Origin of the sequence: Pontibacter sp. HSC-14F20 (assembly GCF_019599265.1) — a bacterium.
Lineage (GTDB): Bacteria > Bacteroidota > Bacteroidia > Cytophagales > Hymenobacteraceae > Pontibacter.
Genome location: NZ_JAHZTC010000001.1, coordinates 542,728 through 562,244, shown reverse-complemented (window position 1 = coordinate 562,244; position 19,517 = coordinate 542,728). Strand labels below are relative to the sequence as shown.

At 48.6% G+C, this 19,517-nt stretch carries 18 protein-coding genes; 11 read left to right on the top strand and 7 right to left on the bottom strand.

What is annotated here, in order from left to right:
* The first annotated feature begins 17 nt into the window (after positions 1–17).
* From K3G39_RS02530 to K3G39_RS02505, 6 genes are all read left to right on the top strand, one after another.
* Positions 18–572 carry a DUF4287 domain-containing protein gene (locus K3G39_RS02530; RefSeq protein ID WP_220624573.1) on the top strand — a complete coding sequence of 185 codons (555 nt, stop codon included), beginning with the start codon at positions 18–20 and terminating at the stop codon, positions 570–572.
* 62 nt (positions 573–634) lie between these two features.
* The gene (locus K3G39_RS02525; protein ID WP_220624572.1) at positions 635–1,057 is read left to right on the top strand and encodes a VOC family protein; all 423 of its coding nucleotides are present in this window, start codon (positions 635–637) and stop codon (positions 1,055–1,057) included.
* A gap of 304 nt (positions 1,058–1,361) precedes the next feature.
* Positions 1,362–4,262: a PD-(D/E)XK nuclease family protein gene (locus tag K3G39_RS21120; RefSeq protein WP_220624571.1), complete on the top strand. Its 2,901-nt coding sequence runs from the start codon at positions 1,362–1,364 to the stop codon at positions 4,260–4,262.
* Positions 4,263–4,351: 89 nt separating this feature from the next.
* Positions 4,352–4,969 (top strand): hypothetical protein, encoded by a 618-nt coding sequence (locus tag K3G39_RS02515; protein ID WP_220624570.1) that lies wholly within the window; start codon positions 4,352–4,354, stop codon positions 4,967–4,969.
* A 155-nt stretch (positions 4,970–5,124) separates the two neighbouring features.
* Positions 5,125–6,228, top strand: coding sequence for an N-acetylmuramoyl-L-alanine amidase (locus tag K3G39_RS02510; RefSeq protein ID WP_370627179.1), 1,104 nt, complete (start codon positions 5,125–5,127; stop codon positions 6,226–6,228).
* Between the two features lie 380 nt (positions 6,229–6,608).
* A complete protein-coding gene (locus K3G39_RS02505) occupies positions 6,609–7,217 on the top strand; it encodes a hypothetical protein (protein ID WP_220624569.1) in 609 nt (202 codons plus the stop codon).
* Positions 7,218–7,435: 218 nt separating this feature from the next.
* Here K3G39_RS02505 and K3G39_RS02500 read toward each other — a convergent pair whose 3' ends face one another.
* Positions 7,436–8,929, bottom strand: a complete 1,494-nt coding sequence (locus tag K3G39_RS02500; RefSeq protein WP_220624621.1) for an IS1182 family transposase — start codon at positions 8,927–8,929, stop codon at positions 7,436–7,438.
* 147 nt (positions 8,930–9,076) lie between these two features.
* The gene (locus K3G39_RS02495) at positions 9,077–10,336 is read right to left on the bottom strand and encodes an ectonucleotide pyrophosphatase/phosphodiesterase (RefSeq protein ID WP_220624568.1); all 1,260 of its coding nucleotides are present in this window, start codon (positions 10,334–10,336) and stop codon (positions 9,077–9,079) included.
* Between the two features lie 171 nt (positions 10,337–10,507).
* Here K3G39_RS02495 and K3G39_RS02490 point away from each other — a divergent pair, with 171 nt between their 5' ends.
* Complete coding sequence (locus K3G39_RS02490) at positions 10,508–11,887, top strand: MBL fold metallo-hydrolase RNA specificity domain-containing protein (RefSeq protein WP_220624567.1); 1,380 nt, start codon at positions 10,508–10,510, stop codon at positions 11,885–11,887.
* A gap of 6 nt (positions 11,888–11,893) precedes the next feature.
* Here K3G39_RS02490 and K3G39_RS02485 read toward each other — a convergent pair whose 3' ends face one another.
* Together K3G39_RS02485 and K3G39_RS02480 are read right to left on the bottom strand one after the other, a co-directional pair.
* Positions 11,894–12,355, bottom strand: a complete 462-nt coding sequence (locus tag K3G39_RS02485; RefSeq protein WP_220624566.1) for an RES family NAD+ phosphorylase — start codon at positions 12,353–12,355, stop codon at positions 11,894–11,896.
* A complete protein-coding gene (locus tag K3G39_RS02480; protein WP_220624565.1) occupies positions 12,352–12,780 on the bottom strand; it encodes an antitoxin Xre-like helix-turn-helix domain-containing protein in 429 nt (142 codons plus the stop codon). Before K3G39_RS02480 ends, K3G39_RS02485 begins: the two co-directional genes overlap by 4 nt.
* Positions 12,781–13,015: 235 nt before the next feature.
* Here K3G39_RS02480 and K3G39_RS02475 point away from each other — a divergent pair, with 235 nt between their 5' ends.
* The 3 genes from K3G39_RS02475 to K3G39_RS02465 all read left to right on the top strand — a co-directional run bounded on the left by K3G39_RS02475 (position 13,016) and on the right by K3G39_RS02465 (position 15,425).
* Positions 13,016–13,729: a hypothetical protein gene (locus K3G39_RS02475; protein ID WP_220624564.1), complete on the top strand. Its 714-nt coding sequence runs from the start codon at positions 13,016–13,018 to the stop codon at positions 13,727–13,729.
* 85 nt (positions 13,730–13,814) lie between these two features.
* Positions 13,815–14,525, top strand: a complete 711-nt coding sequence (locus K3G39_RS02470; protein ID WP_220624563.1) for a tetratricopeptide repeat protein — start codon at positions 13,815–13,817, stop codon at positions 14,523–14,525.
* A gap of 42 nt (positions 14,526–14,567) precedes the next feature.
* On the top strand, positions 14,568–15,425 hold the full coding sequence (locus K3G39_RS02465; protein WP_220624562.1) for an OmpA family protein: 858 nt from the start codon (positions 14,568–14,570) through the stop codon (positions 15,423–15,425).
* A gap of 92 nt (positions 15,426–15,517) precedes the next feature.
* Here the strand turns inward: K3G39_RS02465 and K3G39_RS02460 are convergent, their stop codons facing one another.
* Complete coding sequence (locus tag K3G39_RS02460) at positions 15,518–16,075, bottom strand: DUF2062 domain-containing protein (RefSeq protein WP_220624561.1); 558 nt, start codon at positions 16,073–16,075, stop codon at positions 15,518–15,520.
* 205 nt (positions 16,076–16,280) lie between these two features.
* Positions 16,281–17,384, bottom strand: coding sequence for an AI-2E family transporter (locus tag K3G39_RS02455; RefSeq protein ID WP_220624560.1), 1,104 nt, complete (start codon positions 17,382–17,384; stop codon positions 16,281–16,283).
* Between the two features lie 73 nt (positions 17,385–17,457).
* On the opposite strand from K3G39_RS02455, the gene K3G39_RS02450 reads away from it, so the two are divergent.
* Positions 17,458–18,837 carry a DEAD/DEAH box helicase gene (locus K3G39_RS02450; protein WP_255593800.1) on the top strand — a complete coding sequence of 460 codons (1,380 nt, stop codon included), beginning with the start codon at positions 17,458–17,460 and terminating at the stop codon, positions 18,835–18,837.
* Between the two features lie 380 nt (positions 18,838–19,217).
* Here K3G39_RS02450 and K3G39_RS02445 read toward each other — a convergent pair whose 3' ends face one another.
* Positions 19,218–19,496, bottom strand: a complete 279-nt coding sequence (locus K3G39_RS02445; RefSeq protein WP_220624558.1) for a hypothetical protein — start codon at positions 19,494–19,496, stop codon at positions 19,218–19,220.
* Between the last annotated feature and the right edge of the window lie 21 nt (positions 19,497–19,517).

Sequence of the window (19,517 nt, the reverse complement as noted above, 5' to 3'; positions counted from 1 at the left end):
TAACAACCAATCATAAAATGGACAAAGCAGCTCAAACCATGATCGATAATCTGGAAAAGAACACTGGGAAATCGCTTGGAGAATGGATTTACGTGGTGCAGGGCACAGGCCTTCAGAAGCACGGTGAGATTGTAAAGTATCTGAAATCGGACCACGGTTTCACACATGGCTTTGCCAATTTGGTCGCGCTTAAAACTAAAGGAACAGATGCCGGATCGGCTGAAAAGCCGGAAGATCTGATCGAAAAGCAATACAAAGGAAAAGAGCAGCTCCTACCTATTTATGAAGCACTTACTGCACAGTTAAAACAGTTTGGTGCTGATGTGGAGCTGGCTCCCAAAAATGCCTATGTTAGTGTGCGCAGCAAAAAGCAGTTTGCCCTGATCCAGCCTTCCACCAAAACCAGACTGGATGTTGGCATCAACCTGAAAGGCCGTGAACCGGAAGGCAGACTGGAAAAGTCAGGTAGTTTTAATGCCATGTGTTCGCATCGTATAAAGCTTCAACACGCAGATGAAGTAAATGCCGAGTTAATCGGCTGGTTGAAAGCGGCCTATGAAGAAGCCAGGTAAGGTATAGCTGCAAGGTATAGCAGTAGGTTAACAGTAATCAAGTAAGAGATCAAAGGGAAATAATGGAACAGAGAATTACACTTATCACATTAGGCGTCAGGAATTTGCAGCGCGCAAGAGAGTTTTACCAGAACATCTTTGGTTGGCAGCCGCTCGAAAGCAGCACAGAAAGCATCATTTTCTTTCAGCTGAACGGCCTGCAACTTGCGCTGTTCCCGCAAGAGTCGCTGGCAGATGATGCTGGACTGGAGGCCGATGGCAAGGGTTTTAAAAGTTTTTCGCTGGCCTACAATGTGCGCTCCGAAAAAGAGGTGGATGACCTGGTAGCAGAACTGGCTGGCAAAGGTGTCCGCGTGCTCAAGCAACCGGAAAAAGTGTTTTGGGGAGGCTACAGCAGCTACATCGCAGACCCGGATGACAACCTCTGGGAAATAGCCTATAATCCCTTCATGACGATGGATGGAAAGGGAAACGTTGGGAGTTAAAAAGTTCGATTACCTGTAAGGACAGTTCTCAACTCGATGTCAATTTTAGGAACAAGGAGCGGGAATTGTCATTCCGAAAGAGTTGAGAGATCCGGGTTGTTTCAGACAAAACAATATTTCAGATTTCTCTCAAAACGAGCGCCCCTACCCCAGGCCGATATGACAAAAGATACTTACAATGAAGTTGTTGTGTCACAATCTCGCTGAATCGTGCACTAACCATTTAATGATCCAACAATTTAACCTTCGACAAAAATCTAACAATTCACTCCATCACTTATTCACTTAATCACTCAACAACAAAGTGCAGACCTTTCTTGAGCTAGCGGCAAAATACGTATACGAGAAGTATAAAGAGAACATCAGCGAACTGTGCATTGTGCTGCCGTCGCGACGTGCGAGTTTCTTTTTTAAGAACGCTCTGGCGCAGGCTGCTCCTGAACCAATCTGGTCCCCGGAGGTATCAGGTATGGAGGATTTCATTACCAAGCTGGCCAAAGTGGATGTGCTGGAGCCGATCAATCTGCAGTTAGAGCTCTACGACCTAATGCGTGAGCAAGACCCGAATCTCGACTTTGACCAATTCATCACCTGGGGTGGCACGCTGCTCGACGATTTCAGCCGCATCGACCAGAACCTGGTAGATACTTCCAAGCTATTTGATTATGTGGGTGAGGCCAAAGCTTTGGAGCGTTGGGACCCTGCGCACCTGGGCAAAGAATTGACGCCTGCTGTCAAGAAATACTTCAGCCTCTGGGACAACATTGAGAAGACCTACCACAACCTAAAAAACCACCTGGAGGAGCGCAAGCAGGCCTATACAGGTATGGCTTTTAAGATTGTTTCCGATAACATAGAACAACTGGCCAAGTCATCGGAATGTGCCCAGTACCTTTTCATCGGCCTTAATGCACTCACTAATTCTGAGGAGAAGATCATTCGCACACTACTGAAGCACAGCAAGGCTGAAGTACTGTTTGACTCCGATGATTTCTACATGGAAGATGGCACCCCAAACCGGGCTGGCAGTTTCCTGCGCAGGTATAAAAACAACTGGGATCTGCCGGAATGGCGCTGGCAACAGAATTTACTACTTACGGACGAGAAGGAGATCAACGTAATCGGAGTGGCTAATGCGAGCATGCAGGGCAAACTGGCCGGGCAACTGATTCAGGAAATCCGGCAACGTGACAAGCACGCGCAGGTAGCAGTGGTGATGCCCGACGAAACGCTGCTGCTTCCTGTGCTGCACTCTATACCTGAGGAGGTGCCGAATTATAACGTAACGATGGGTCTTAGCTTCAAAGGTACGCCGCTCTACAACCTGATCGACCTGCTTTTTGATGTGCACCTGACCGGCGTGACGCAGCTGCAGGAGTCAGGTTACAAGGTATACCAGTACCATCACCTGACTGTGACCAAGCTGCTCTCCCACCCTTTCATCCGCAGGTATGAGCTATACCTGAACGAGCAACCCGACAAGCAGGAACTTCATGGTTTTGTGCAGCGTGTGCTGGACCAGATTGTGCAAGACAACCGCGTGCTCATCACGGCCAATGACCTACTGAAGATGGGGAAGCACGAGCCGCTCTACGAAGTACTGTTCAAGTCCTGGCGCGACTGCGACGACATCATCGCCTCGCTTTACCAGCTGATCGACCTGCTGCATAAAATGTACAGTCACCAGCCCAGCACCATCGAGACCGAGTATCTCTACATTTTCTATACCATCGTCAAGCGCCTCGATACCATCTTCGACTGCCGGGAACAGAAGATATCGGTGCGCAGTTTCCGCAAGTTCCTCAACGAGCTGATTGGGCGTCAACGTTTGCCTTTTAGTGGTGAGCCTATCTCAGACCTGCAAATCATGGGTATGCTCGAAACCCGTGCGCTCGATTTTGAAAACCTAATCATTCTATCGGTCAATGAGAATACGCTGCCTGCTCCGAAGCGGCACGAGTCGCTGATGCCATTTGATGTTCTCAAGCAGTTTGGCCTGCCCACCTACGCAGAAACCGAGGGTGCTATGGCCTATAACTTTTACCGCCTGTTGCAGCGCGCCAAAACTGTGAACCTGCTTTACGTGTTGCCTTCCGATACATATGGTTCCGGTGAAAAAAGCCGCTTTATTCTGCAACTTCAAAACGACCTGGCACTGCGAAATCCAAAGATCAAATTCCGGGACCTGACGGCTACAGTAGAGTTGCGTGATCAGAAGAAATACGATGAGGACATTGTTATTCACAAAGATGCTCAGACATTGGAGCAACTGCGGCAGGAACTGAAGCGCGGCCTTTACCCTTCGCACCTGAACATGTACATTAACTGTTCACTGCAGTACTATTTTAGTCGCATCGCTAAGATCAGGGAGATTGACGAGGTAGAAGAACAGCTTGGAGCCGACCAGTTTGGAACTATCGTGCACCAGGTGCTGGAGGACTTTTTCCGACCTTTTGAGCAGAATGGCAAGCCGATCGAGAAGCCGCACGTGGAGCAGATGCTGCAGGGATTGCCAGCTAAGGTAGAGGCTGAATTTAAGAAAGTGACACGCGGTGCTACGCCTGAACGCGGCATGAATTTCCTGCTTTTCAAAGTAGCCGTGCAGGTGCTCGAAAAGTACCTGGAGAGTCTTCTGAAATCGGATGACGAACTGCCGCTTTACGTCCTGCGCCTGGAAGAGCAACTAGAAACTACCCTGCAGGTACAGGTCGGCGACGAGCTTATACCTGTGAAGATAGCTGGCAAAGCCGATCGCATCGATCTGAAAGGGGCAGAGCTGCGCGTGATCGACTACAAGACCGGAAAAGTTGAACGCAACCAGGTAAGTGTGAAGCCGGATGATGTGGACCTGCATTTTATCACCTCGCCTAAGTATGATAAAGCGCGACAGCTGTGGCTCTACGAGTACATTCTGCAGCGTAACCTGCAGCAGAAGCCGGAACTACTGCTCCGAAACGCAGCTCACATGGATCCGGCGCGGATTGTGCCGAAGTCAGGTATACTGTCGTTCCGCAACCTCGACGCCGGCGTCCTGACAGCAGATTTCGCTTTTGAGCAGGCAACTGGTCAGGATTTTATTTCAGCATCCGAAGCTTTGCTCACACGTTTTGTGCAGGAATTGCTCGACCCGGATGAAGTGATCCGGAAAACGAAGGAGCTGGAGATCTGTCAGTACTGCCCTTATCGGGGAATTTGCGCGCGATAATCAGAAGACCTCTTGATTTCACAATATTGTTTTAGCTGAGCATGCAACGTTTTGGCAATTATGGGTATCATACCTTTAAAAGAAAGCCTATGAAACGACTGCCGCTATTCAGACACATCATCCTTTTCTGTTTATCACTGCTCCTCTTTTCATGTGAGAAAGAGGAAATATCCGAACCTTTTGAAGACATCATGCCCCTGCAGGTCGGCAATGAATGGGTGTACGACCAGATAGAATATAATACCGATGGAGAAGTGCTGTCAACCAGCTCGTTCAGACGGCAAGTGATGAAAGACACTTTGATCAACAAAACTACCTGGTATATTCTGAATAATGGCATGATTGTCCGGAATGACAAAGACGGCTACGTGCACTATAGAAAAGATGCAAATGAGCAGTATATCACGTATCCCAATCCAGGTATGTCAGGTATTGCATATGGGTATCAATACCCAAGCTATACCCTGTGGATTTATCACAGAAGAACGACGGGCCTTGTAGCTGTGCCTGATTCTCCGCATGCGAGTCAGGCACTTGAGTTCCGTTTTGAAAGGCAAACCGAACAAAAAGCATCATCTTCCCTAAGCACTACCTGGGTGAACGAATACGTGACGCCCGAAATTGGCATGATCCGTACAGATTGGTACTACGCCGACTCTGACAAACTGATGCGGCGCTATGAACTGGTAAGCTACCGCTTGCAGTAAGTGGCAGGGTGGCTATACCTGGTTTCTGATGTTAGCTTCAAAAAATCAGGTATCGTTTATATAGAGCTTCCGATATTCTGCGCTGATACAACAGATCATCTTTCATACTTCATACATTTTTTGTAATATCGGATTCTTAATATTTTCTGATAAACCTGATTGCATTGCGTACCGCTATTATCACCCTTTTTCTTGTACTATCATCAATTGCCGTTTACGGTCAGAGCACTATACTGGAGGCAGTCGCGATGCCCGGTGACGGTATCTATACCTTGTTGCGCCGTCACGGACTCAATCCTTCGGAGCATCTACAAAAGTTCGTGGAGATCAACAAAGACCGTTTCGGCAAAGACAACGGCCTGATTGTCGGGAAAACTTATAACTTACCTGAAAGCGTAACTTCAACCGACAACACCACTGTGACTAGCGACAATACCCGGGTAGCCGCCGGGGACAGTAAAACAAGAACTGATCTGACTGCTGAACCTGCCAAGGTTTCTGCCCGTGTGCTCGAAATCCCCCTGTTTGGGGAGAAGTATTCCAAAGTAGAGGTGAAAAGCACAAAGCTGCAGGGCGCTGTATACTACCTCAGCTCCGGCCATGGCGGACCCGACCCGGGGGCTGTGGGCAAATATGGCAGCAATGACCTGGCCGAGGATGAGTATGCTTACGATGTGACCATCCGTTTGGCACGGGTATTGGTGGAACAAGGGGCCACAGTGTATATGATCGTGCAGGACGCTGATGATGGCATTCGTGACGAAGGGGTGCTGAAGATGGACCGTGATGAAATTGTATACCCCAACAAAAAAATTCCCCTTAACCATAGTGCCCGCCTGCGCCAGCGCACAGAGGCCGTAAATGGTTTATACCTGAAGCATAAGGGCGCCTACCAGCGCATGCTGGCCATCCACGTCGATAGCCGCAGCGAGAGCCAAAACATCGACGTCTTCTTTTACCACCACGAAAACAGCAAGGACGGCGAGCAACTGGCCAAAAACATTCACCAGACGTTCACAAACAAGTACAGACGCTACCAACCTTACCGCGACTACTCTGGTAATGTCACGCAACGCAGCAGTTTGTATGTCATTAAGTACAGTCATCCGCCCACCGTTTTTATCGAGCTTGGCAATATCCGTAACGTCAAGGATCAACGGCGCTTTGTAATAGCTGATAACCGGCAGGCCCTTGCCAACTGGATCTACGAAGGGTTACTCTCCGATTACACCAATAAAAAGCAAAAGGCCGGGCACTAAGAGTAGTGCCCGGCCTTTTGCTTTTAAATTCTTTTTAATTATCCAAGCTGGTAAGCATCCCTATACCGGAACAAGCCTATACGCCTCACCTTCTCTTCTTTTTATGAGATCTTTTTTGAGGTCACTATTAGATAAACATCCTTCCCAGTGAAAAAACCTCTATTAATTAGTCCCGGCATTATACGCATCTCTTCTTCAAAGGCAGTTTTCAGGTTTCTTCGATTCTATTCCAAATTACTAAAAGTCAATTGAAAGGACATTTAAATGTAATTACTTGATTTTGAGCTATTCAGAACAAAACATTATGCCCTGCGTTATTATTAATGTTTAGACTATGATTATTTAAATATAAGTTATTGTAAACCTCTAATGCTATATCTATGAAAAGAATTTACCTCCTATTTACATTATGCGCATTTTTTACAACTAGCTCGCTTCTGGCGCAGGAGACCGATTTAAACATTGAAAAGCCCCAGACATCGGCTGCGGTGGCTAACGAATCTATTCAGCAGGGTAACTGGCTGGTAGGCGCCAGTATTGGTTCACTCGGTTACAATTTTAAATCCGAAACATTTCAGTTGATACTCGAGCCAAGAGCTGGCTATTTTATAAGTGACAATGCCGTACTTGGAGTGCAGGCCCAGATCGGCCTCATGCTTTATGATGGCGGTGAAAACTTCAGTTATGGACTGACACCATTTGCACGCTATTATTTCCCGGAAGGGGCCTCTCCTAATAGTCGCTGGTTTGGCGAAGCACTGGCTGGTTTTGCCGGCAGTTCGTTGAAAGACAGTGATGGCGACCGTATTTTCAGTTCCGTGCTGGGCTTACGGGCAGGCTATGCGCATTTTGTAGCCCGCAATGTTGCCATTGAAGCCACCCTTAACTATACCCGCACCAGTGCCGATGTTTCAGTCGATACCAGCACTTCGGGCCTTTCAGTTGGTGTTGGTTTTCAGATCTACCTGCCGGGTCGCGGTACTATGTAGAACGCGCAACACTCAAAATAAAAAGCCCGTCTCTTCTGCAGGAGGGCACTGAAAAAGCTACTCATTTAGGAGTAACCCTTAGAAGCGATCAAGTAACAACATGTTTTACTTGATCGCTTTTTTTATTATAAGAAGTCGTGCTGGCCAATTGAGCTATCAATTGTATATACGGTTGGAAAGCAAGGGCTCCTGGGCGGTTTTTTGGGAATTTCGGAGACTTAAGAGGTTAGTTTGACGATTCTCTTCAGGTTTACTGTGAAGATGGCCAGCGCTCCCTGCAGCTGCATGCTGGTGATGCCATAGGAGATGGCCCTGCCATAGGAGATGGCCCTGCCATAGCCATGGACGTTTTTGAGCTCGCTGTTTTTAGCTTCAATTTTATAGCGCTCCCTGGTCTTTTCCTTGAAGTAATCTGTCTGTTGAAAGGCCTGCTGCTCCACATGGATAGGCGACTTGATGGTCACTCCGTAGGTTTTTGACTTGGCTCCTGGTTTGTAGCAACCCTCTTTTAAGGGGCAGCTCCTGCATTTTTGAACGTCAAAGTAGTAGACGGTTGCCTGGTTCTTGCCACGGTTCTTTTTCCCCTGACGTGCCTTTCGCATGGCCATATGCCCGGCAGGACACACAAACATAGCAGCGTCTTTGTTATACTCAAACCTGGCTTCCTCCTTTCGGCTGCCCTGGCTGATGACAGGGTTGAGTCTGGCCACCAGCTTTAGACTGCGGCCCTCCTTGTCCTGGAGCTTGAGGTTTTCCTTGCCCGAATAGGCCGCATCGCCGATGATGGTGTCCACCTGAAGGCCATTGGCGCGGCTTATTTCCAGAAGCTCTGGCAGTTGCGGGCCATCGCCTTTTTCGCCCGAGGTGACAAGGGCGGCGGCAATGATGCGCTCCTCTGTCATGGCCAGATGCGCTGTCATGGCCAGGTGCGTCTTGTAGCCAAAGAAGCTGCTGTCAGCCGATTTATGGCCCGTCCTGGCATCCGTGTCTTTGGAGAGCGTATGGCTCTCCTGGGTATCCTCCACCGTTTCCCTGAGCAGGTTGAGCTTCTCTCTAACGGCGGGAATCACACACAGCGCCTGGTCCGCTTCAACGAGCTTTTCAAGCCTGCGGCAGTAAGCCAGCTGCTCTTCCAACCCGCCCGAGTCATTCTGTTCGGGCATACGGCCTTTGATGTCTTCATCGATGCTGCAAAGGGCTTTGCGCAGCAGCCTTGAGCGTTCCCTGAGCACCTCCAGGGCGGATTGTGGATTTGACCTGGAGAGCGAGTGGGTGGCGTCCACGATAAGGGAGTGGGACTTGATGATGCCCTTTTCAAGGGCAATGGCGACCGTCTTGCTGATCAGAAGGTTCAGCAGGTCGGTGTCCTTTAAGCGGAGCTTGCGGAACTTGGTCAGGGAGCTGGGGTTGATGACCGCCTCCTCGGGCGAGAGCTCGAGAAAGTATTTGAAGGACATATCGTAGCGCGAGCGCTCCACCACATCCACATCGGAGAGGGTGTAGATGGTCTTCAGCAACAGGTATTTGAACATGCGCACCGGGCTTTCGGCCCTGCGGCCATTGGTGGTGCAGTATTTACTGGCCAGCTCGTCGTAGATAAAGGTAAAATCTATCAGTTCGTTGATTTTACGAAGCAGATTGTCCTGGGGGACAATCAGAGCATATAGCCCTGAATAGGCGCTTAGCTGAATTTGTTGCTGTTGCGCTACCATCTGAATGCTCTCTGATTCCACCAGGAGATACAAAAAAAGGAGCAGAAAACTTAATTTCTACTCCTTCAAATCTCCAGTTTTCACGGGGACTTTTTCAGTGCCCTCCTTCTGCAGAGGCGGGCTTTTTATTTTGTCTCGTCTTTTACCTTACGGCAGTACTTTCTCGATCAAATGTCTGCTGCCATCAATTTTATGGGTATAGGGTAAGCCTAAAATCTCTGCGATCAGCGGGTATACATCTACATTTTCAAAAGTTTCTACTTTTGTCTTCTGTTTAAAAGCGGGTCCCCAGGCGTAGAATGTAGCGTGCATCTCCTTTACTTTGGTGGCGTCGTAGCCATGTTGGCCGGGAGACGGCGGCCGGGTTGAAAAATGAAATACCTTTGGTGCATCCGACAGCAGCAGGATGTCACCCACACGTTCGTACCTATCATCTTTGGCTCCGTAGTGCAGGTGTTTGGGCATTTTGTTTTTCCTGTATACCTGGTAATCACTGGCTTCTTTCTTCAGTTTGCGGTAAGTGGGCTTTATGGCTTTTTTGTCCTTCGCATGCAACTCTACAACCATCCCTCCTCCGGATACCATAAACTTGGCCGTATCGATGGCAGCAGGCATGGGAAGTGTGTTTTTAGTGTCTACCTCCAGCATACCATGATCCGATACAAACACGTAATTGACAGGCAACCCTGTTTTGGCAACGGCTTCGGTCAGCATTTGCAAGTGCTTGTCCAGTTCTAAAACGGCCTCCCTGGTTTGTGGCGCATCAGGGCCATAGCGGTGACCGGCGTGGTCTACCTCAGGCAGGTAAAAAGTGATCAGATGCGGTCGCTTTTCGGCGGGCAAATTCAGCCAGTCAACAACTGTTTGGATGCGACGCTTAATCGGCAATACCTCGCTGTACTGGTAATGATAAGTCGGCAGTATGCCTTGCACGGGCGCTTCTGAGCCAACCCAGAAAAAACTGGCTGCTACCATTTGCTGCTGTTCTGCCAGCACCCAAAGTGGTGTGCCGCCATACCAAGTGCCATCTTCCACTTTGCTGCGGTCGCGCATGCTGTAGTGTTCCTTGCGTTGCGGATCGTAAAAGTAATTGTTAATCAGACCGTGGCTGGCAGGGTACAGCCCCGTCACGATGGAATAATGGTTCGGGAATGTCTTGGACGGAAAAGCCGGCAGCATCGACTCTGCCTGTACTCCCTGTGCCCGCATGGACTTCAGAAAAGTAGCGTGATACTTATCCGCATAATCATAGCGAAAACCGTCTGCCGAGATCAGGATTACATAAGGTTTCTGCTGTTGCGCCGGGCTGTTATACCTATCCTGGATAACGCGCTGCACCGTATCTACTTGTGCGAATGCCAATCCTTGCCAAAGCAGGCAAACCAGCAAAACGAAGATCTGTTTCATGCGGCGAAGATACGGCAAAAGCTGCGTAGCTGCCAGTATGCTTATTTTAAATTACTGTTAAACATGAGATGGAGACAAATAAGTTAACGGATAGATGAAAAAAGTAACATTTATCATTATACAACAATCCAGGATTATCTATCTTACCCATACCTACTATCCATAGAACACATGCTAAACTCTACTCCTCCTTTCACACTGACTTTTCTGGGCGGTGCCGGTACTGTAACTGGTTCTAAATTACTGCTCAAAACAGATAAGCACCAGGTGCTGATCGACTGTGGTTTGTTCCAGGGATTAAAGCAAATGCGCCTGCTCAACTGGCAGAACCTCCCGTTGAATGTTGAGGAACTGGAAGCTGTTATTCTGACGCACGGTCACCTGGATCATTGCGGTTACCTGCCCGTGCTTACCCAGAAAGGGTATAACGGCCCCATTTATGCCACCACGCCAACCCGCGACGTAACCGAAATCATTCTGCGCGACAGTGCCAAAATACAGGTAGAAGACACTGCCAAAGCTAACCATGGAGGCTACAGCAAGCATCACCCGGCGAAGCCGCTTTATACCTCCGAAGATGTAGACCTGACCATGCCGCTCTTCGATACACACCTGGACAACGAATGGGTGATCATCAATGAGGATATGAAATTCTGCTTCCGGAAAAGTGGTCATATTTTAGGTTCTGCTTTTGTAGAACTCAGATGCAAGGACCGCACCATCATGTTTTCAGGTGATATCGGGCGGCGCAAACCACTGCTCATGGAGCCGCCTGCTTTTATAAGGGAGGCCGATTACTTGGTTCTGGAGTCTACTTACGGCGACAGGCTGCATGAACAAACCTCAACTTACGACGAGCTACAAGCATATGTAAGACATACCATTGATAAAGGAGGTGTGCTGTTGATACCGAGTTTTGCCGTGGAGCGGGCGCAGGAACTGCTGCTTATACTTAACACCTTGCGTGAAGAGCGAAGTATACCGAATATACCGATCTACCTCGACACGCCCATGGGTATTGATGTGACGAAGCTATACCTGCACCACCGTGACTGGCACAGTCTGAGCGATGCCGAGTGCCGAACCATGATGAACAATGTGCAGGTGATCCGTGAATTTGAGCAGACCCTGCGCGTACTTGATAAGCCAGGTCCTAAGATCGTAATTGCGGGAAGCGGTATGGTGACCGGAGGAAGAGTACTTTACTACCTGCAACGCCTGATCCACGACGCGAATAACACCGTGCTGTTGGTAGGTTTTCAGGCGCTTGGCACCAGGGGCAGTCTGCTACTTAGTGGTGCAACTGAGATAAAAATGCAGGGCAATTACTACCCGGTGAATGCCGAAATACAGCAAATTTCATCATTATCAGCGCACGGTGACCAGGCAGATCTGCTTTGGTGGCTCAGTCATTTTAAAAAGGTGCCGCTACAGGTGTTTCTGAACCATGGCGAAGCTCAGGCGCTCGAAGCGCTGAGATTGAAGATAACAGATACGTTAGGATGGGGCTGCACCATTGCTGAAATGGGTACCACATACGAACTACACTAGCGCCCTTTATTTGATAAATAAGCGCTTGTCGAATACAAAAGGCTCTGTTTTGAGTATGCGGACCTTGTGAAATTCGGGATGGTGTGGATTTACGAGATAATTGAATGTGCCCTGTACGGTGGCTGATGGTACTTTTAAGAAAAGGTATACCCCGTCCCGGACGTAACTGTCCCCGACCTTTTGGGTGACGCTACTATGCGGAAATGATTTCCAGGAAGCAGCAAGGTCCTTTTCATGTATCTCCCCGATCGGCTCGTTATCCGGGATTTCTATTGTAACCAGGTAGTAGTCTTTGGGTACAATACCCAGCGGCATGTGCACGGCTATCTCTACTGTACACAAGGCGATGGATTCGCTGGTATAGAGCACAGCGGTCCCTTTGCTGTTCCATCGGCCACCTGCCAATTCAGCTCCTTTACCAGACAAGTCATTGCAATACAGTTTTCTGCTGAGGCGGTATACGATCATGCGAGCACACCATGTTCAATGCGGGTCAGTTCGTCGCGCAGCAGACCAATGCCAAACGTGCTGTCGAGCAGTTCTTTGGGGCGTATACCACCGAGGGCCACGTTTTTGGCTTCCAACCAGGCATCAAAGTCTTCTTTTTCGCCGAACACCTCTACCCCTTTGTTATACACAAGCGTGATTTCGAGTATCTTTTCTGAGTGTAGCGGGTCAAACTTACGCTGCTCTTTTTTGTAACGCTGAAACGTGCGCTCTGACAAATGCAGGAATTCAGACCACTCGCCCAAACTAAAAGGAATTTTATTGGCGATATTCTGAAAAGTGGCATACTTTATACCTTCCCGGACAGTGGTGATCAGCATAAACACGTCCCTGTCGTCCAGCAGACTGAAGTTAATTCCTGCATTCACTTTTAGTGCCTTTCCCATAATCATTTCCTTTTATCAAATATACGAACATTGTCGCAATTATTCCGACAAGTTGCTGATTTTAATTTTGACATATACCTTTGCTATCCATCAATTAACAGGAGGTGCCCGAAAAGTTAATTGGGCTATACCTTTGTGGAAATGGACAATAAGACCAATATTAAACGGATGATTACGAAGGAGGCACTATTTGGGAAGTGAGCTCGTTTGAAGCCAGAATCAACCCGCTTTAAGCATGCGAAGCAACCTCATCGCTTTTGGATTAATGATAGCAGGCTCGATGGCTGCCTGTACCTCCCAAAATGCCATCATCGAAAACAGCGAGGCACCCCGACCAGAACTCACAATGGCCGACGTCATTCCGGCAAAACAAACTCTGACCCTGCAGGAAAAACAGCAGCAAAAGAAAATGCTGGACAAGGATGCAAAACGGTTTATGAACCGCAAAGCTGCCTCCGGTTACTATGCCTTACAAGCAAAGCGCACTTTCAATGAAGAGAAGCTGGATTCTGCAAACTTCTTTTTTGGGCGGGCCTGGCTGATGGATAGCACCAACAACGAGGTATACTGGGGCTACGGGCTTGTATACGGGCAGCAAAAAGCATTTGATAAAGCCCTCTTTTTGCTTTACCATGCCCTGGAAAAAGACCAGCACAATCCGCGACTGCTCACCGACTTGGCTACCAGCCATCTTGGTCGATTTTACGCTGAAAGCAACCCCGAAGACCTGATGCAGAGCCGTAAACTGCTCGAAAGCGCCGTGCGCTACTCCCCTGACGCTGCAGACGCCTATTACAAATTAGCCATCAGCCACTATTACCTGCAGGAGTACGGTAAGGCATGGAGTTACCTTCACAAAAGTATCAGCAAAGACAAAGGTATAGCAGATGCCGCTTTCATTGCAGCCCTGTTAGAGAAGCAGCAGGATCCGGCTGGCAAATACCACTAAATGAAAAGACGGTATTTGTTATTTCAAGTCAGGTGGCGTATTTTTAAGTTCAAGAAGGATTACCATACCTAGCTGATACCGTTACATGAAAAGAATTTTCCTGGCTGCGGCCACTATATTACTAAGCGGCTCAATGGCCTTTGCGCAGGAGCAGCAGCCTGCATCGCACCCGAAAGTACTGCCAATGTTTGGGCAGATTGCCAAAACAGATGCTGAGCAGAAAGCAGATGAAAAATTTCTGACCAGCTGCGATAAGAGCTTCGAAAGCCGCACGGAGGCCAGCAATTTTTTTATGGACCGCGGTTGGGAGTATCTGAATGAAGGGCAGGTAGACACGGCAGTTTACCGCTTTAACCTGGCCTGGCTCCTCAACCCGGATAATTACAATACTTACTGGGCATTTGGCCTGGTGGAACAAAGCAAAGGTAACTCCCGGGAAGCAATTGGCATGCTGGACCGTGCACTGAAATACCAACCGAACAACTCTTTGTTGCTCTCTGATATTGGCGCAGCTTACCTGCAGCAATACACCACAGACAAAAAGAAAAAGAATTTGAAACAGGCAACTGCTTTTCTTGACCGTGCTCTAAAGGCGGACCAAAATAACGCTTTTGCCTTAACAGGCCTTTCGCGCGTATACTTTCATAACAAGAAATACGCCGAAGCCTGGGATTACCTGCACCGTGGCCGTGACATCAATATTATGTCGCTGGATTATGATTTCCTGTCAGAATTAATGGTACGCATGCCAGACCCGAAAGGCATGTTCCGCAGCGAAGCCGAAGCAGCCAACTAAGCAAGAACAATACACAAGCACCATCCAACCTTAAAGATTGATATGAAAAAGCAATTCTACAGAGCCTCCCTCCTTCTGTTAGTGGGAACTATGTCGCTTTCTTCCTGCGTCGTTTCCAAAAAGAAATACGATGACCTGATGACGCGCAAAAATGCACTGGAACTGGATAAGTCTGACCTGGAGCAGCAAAAGTCTGCGCTTGAAAACGAGAAAGCCCAGTTGGAGCAGGAACGAGCCGAATTGGAGCGCCAGAAGGCAGAGTACCAGCAGAGTTTGCAGCAGGCCCTGAAAGAAGGCAAAGCACTGGGAGATAATCTGAACATGAGCAAATCGCAGATCGACAAACTGAACGCCGACCTCAAAGCCCGCGAACAGCGTCTGGCCGAACTGCAGCGTATCCTCGACGAGAAAGATAAAGCTGTAAATGCCCTCCGTTCAAAAGTGAGCAACGCGCTGCTCGGCTTCAACGACAAAGACCTGACGGTAAACATTCGCAACGGCAAGGTATACGTATCGCTGGCAGAGCAATTGCTGTTCAACTCCGGCTCTACCAAAGTGGACCCGAAAGGTGTGGAAGCCCTGAAAAAACTGGCCGCCGTACTGAAAGAGCAGCAGGATGTGAACGTGGTCGTGGAAGGCCATACGGATGATGTGCCGATCGCCCGCGGTACCGTAGGTATGCAGGACAACTGGGACCTGAGTGTGCTACGTGCCACAGAAATCACCCGCATCATAACACAAGCCGGCGTGCAGCCTGATCGCGTGACGCCTTCTGGTCGCAGCCTGTATGTGCCACTCGATGAAGCCAAAACAAAAGAGGCTCGTCAGAAAAACCGCCGAACCGAGATTATCCTTACCCCTAAACTGGACGAACTGTTCCAGATTCTGGAGTCAGCCTGATCCTTACTCAGTATAAACACAAAAGCCAGCTTCTACAATGAGCTGGCTTTTGTGTTTTATAAGCTTCTGGTATGCGTTGCTATAATTTGGACCTAAGGTTGAACTTCAGTTTCAGGTATAGGTATAGCCGGGATCGCTAGCTCAGATATAGAAGTGACAGGTATAGGTTGAGTTGCAGGCTTTGGTAAAACCCGCTTTAAAACAGGAAGTAAGGCAAAGTATAGCAAAGCCCCAACAGGTATAGCCAGTATCGCCCAGGCTGATACAGCAGCTAAATTAGCCATCCACAGTTTGTTCAATGCTGCCAGCCAGTCTATTCTGAACATCGCGATCATTTCATCCAGTGTTAGTTTAAGATCATCGAGCCCGAACATAAAAATACCTGCCTTGATAAAAGGAATGATCAGCAATAGTTGCAGTGGATGCACCAGGTAACTGACCAGCACGGTAGCAGCAATATTTAGTCTGAAACGGGCAGCCAATGCGGTTCCTATCACTGTCGTGACGCCCAGAGCGGGCAATATACCTACCACCGTGCCAAGCGCAACCGTAACGGCCAGCTTATGCGGCGTCATGCCCTGCCGGAGCAGGTTGAGCACAGGCTGTGTGATGCGGTGCTTGAAAAATGAGGAGATAATGGAGGTAGACAAACCTTTGGCTTTAAAACTATATTTTGGGAGATGGTACTACAAAGAAGACGCCCGAAACCTTAAAAGAGTTGCATGCTCTGAAGCATAAATGATACGACAACTCAACTGCCTGTTAATGCTCAGAATACGCTAAAAGTAACCTGTCAGCACTGCTTTTGTTTTAGTTATTTTACCGGAAGCAGAAATAGCACTTATTGTTTGTATTTTACTTCCTGAGGCGCAGAAAACGGAGGACTTTATCGATGGTAAGTGCGTGTTCTTCGGTGCCCTCGGTGCCGAGCATAAAAGAATAGGCCTGCAGCTCCGGACTATGATCGAAGTATATTTTAAACATGCCTACAATAGGTACCGCCACAAACATGCCCGGCAAACCCCACAGCATACCACCTACTATAATGCTGAGAATAGTAAAGAGCGGATTAATGTTCACCCGGCTGCCGGTAATATTGGGTGTGAGGATGTTGTTTTCGGTGAATTGAATGGCCAGGAAGAAAAGCAGCACAGCAAAGGTTTTCTGCGGATCCCCTTGCACCACCAAGGTAAAGAGCAGCGGTATGGCTCCCCCAATCAGGGTCCCGAAATAAGGTATAAAATTGATGAAAGCCGACACAATACCCAGCAGAAGCGCGTATTCCACACCGATGAGCATCAGCCCGACAGAGTTGAGAATGCACAGGATCAAAATCACGATCACCACTCCGCCCATGTAATGTTTGGTCACATTCGAAATCTCATCTATCATCACCTTAACCTTGCCATGTTTATGCGAAGGAAATATCCTGAACAGAAAATACTCGAACTTATTGCGGTAATAAAGCATCAGGAAAATGTATACCGGCATCAGACCGAATTTGGTAATGGTACTGGTAGTGGCAAGTAGTATGCTGGTAATGGCCTCGCCACTTAAGTCCAGCGCATTATTCACCTGGATGCGTAGCCAGCGCTCGTTGGCCTGGCTTTCGTCACCAAACTTCTGATCGATGAGCGCCTGCAGCATATCAATGTTGGCCAGTGCCTTTTCTTTCAAAGCGGGTAAATCGGAGATGAAAACAGAAAGTTGTTTGTACAGCAGAATAAGTAAACCGACAGACAAAGCCAGGGACGCAATAATAGTCACGAAATTAGCCACTATGCGCGGTAATCCCCATTTCTCCAGTCGCTTGACAACCGGGTAGAGCAGGTAGGCAAATAGCATGGCCATCACCAGCGGGTAAAGGAATTCGCGTGTTTCCACGAGCACAAACACCAATAGCACCAGAAACAATAACCAATAAGTAAGTTTTTTTACCCGATTGTAGTCGTTTGCCATACCCCTAATACTGAAAAAATAGCAGATGGGATATATTGGAATCCGTACCTTTGCGCTTCACGTACGCATGCCTATGGCTTCATTTGATCAACTGGGACTCTCCCCTGCGCTGTTGGAGCGCCTTGCTGAGTTAGAATTTCACACTCCTACTCCTATACAGCTTTCCGCTATACCTGTGCTCCTCAAGGGGCAGGATGTAGCCGGCCAGGCCGAGACGGGCAGTGGAAAAACAGCAGCCTTCGGTTTGCCGCTGCTGCAGCAGATCGACACTAGCAAGCAGCAGGTACAGGCACTTATTTTGGTACCTACCCGCGAACTGGCCGTGCAGGTGCGCCACGAACTGAAGCAACTCGCTCAGAAAATTGACAACCTCAAGATCAGCGCTTTTTATGGCGGGCACTCTTTTTCGCAGGAGCGTGCTTCGCTGGCTTTTCCGCCACAAGTGCTTGTCGGCACACCCGGTCGACTGACCGACCACCTTTATCGCCAGACCGTTGATTTTAGTCAGGTACGTATGCTGGTGCTCGACGAAGCCGACAAGCTTCTGGAAATGGGTTTTGCCGATGAAATTGATCAGATACTGGAGGCTATACCTAAAAAGCGACAGGCCGTGCTTTTCTCTGCCACCATGCCTGATGAAGTGAAGCAACTGATCACGGACTCGCTCAAAAATCCACAATTTGTGCAGGTGTCACCTAATGCTATACCTGACCAGGTGCGGCTCACAGGTATAAAAGTCTCGCAGCCGGATAGGCAGCAAGCTTTGCTCCACCTCCTGCAGAGTATCAACCCCGCCGGTACAGTGGTATTCTGCAACACCCGCGGGGCCTCCGACGATGTGGCAGCCATGCTAGCTAAACACGGTTTCGGTGCTCGTTCGCTACACGGCGGCATGGAGCAGCAGGATCGTGACAAAGCCATGACGCTCTTCCGCAATGGCACTACACAGGTCCTCGTTGCTACCGACCTGGCTGCCCGCGGACTCGACATTGCTGCCCTCAAAAACATCATTCATTACGAACTGCCTGATGACGAAGCCGCCTACCTCCACCGCAGCGGCCGCACCGGCCGTGCCGGTCGAAGCGGGGAAGTCTATACCTTTGCCACTACCCGCGACGAGAAAACGTTGCGTGATTGGGGACTGGTGAGAATGGATGAATGGCTGAATACAAATGAACTCGCTGCACGCGTTGAGAAAGCTGAACCCGAATTCACCGAAGCCTTTGCCACGCTCCACATCAACGCAGGCCGGAAAGACAAACTGAGTCCACGCGATATTGTAGGCGCGCTGATCGCAGCAGCTGGATTGAAAGCCGACCAGATCGGCCGCATCGAAGTACAGGACAGAGCCAGCTATGTGGCTATACCTGCAGAGCAGGCCAGTGAAATTGTAGAGGCGTTAACAAATGGTAAGATAAAAGGCAGGAAGTTTCGGGTTGGACTGGTGAAATAGAAGAGCTTAGTAGTTTAGGCGCAAAAGTATGATCATATCGTAGGGACAGGTCGCGACCTGTCCGAATCATGCACATGTTATACCCAAACTACATATTTCTTACCGCTATCAGCTTTTCAAAGAAAGGCTTTTCGAGATTTCTTAATACCGAAGCAAACTGTTGGGGATGTCCACATCTCCATGTGGTGGTAAACGCGGACTTGGAAGTCCGCAGCAATTTAGATTCGGACAAGGATCTCCAAATCAGCTTCTTTTAATTCTTAAAATTGACAGAATATAACTGTAATTGATTTTAATCGTCCTTAGGATATACCTCAAAAGATAAAGGGACTTACTGATAATTCAGCAAGTCCCTTTTCTCATATTCAATAAACGTAACGCTATTTCTTAGTTTCTTTCGCTGCTTCAGCTTTAGGTGCATCTTTTTTAGCGCAGCACGACTTCGGTACAGCCGCTGCGATTTTACCATCTTTGTCTGTGGTTGAAGCAGTCATCATATGGCATGCTTCGACTTTTTCACCTTTTTTGGCTTTTTTAGATTTGCCATTTTTGTCGGTGTGCTCCATCTTGCACTTGCCGCCTTCGCAGGCGAGGGCTGGGGTGGCGAGGCCGGCACCTAAAAATCCTGTTAGTGCCAATGCTAAAACGATTTTCTTCATATCCGTTGGTTTATTGATTGT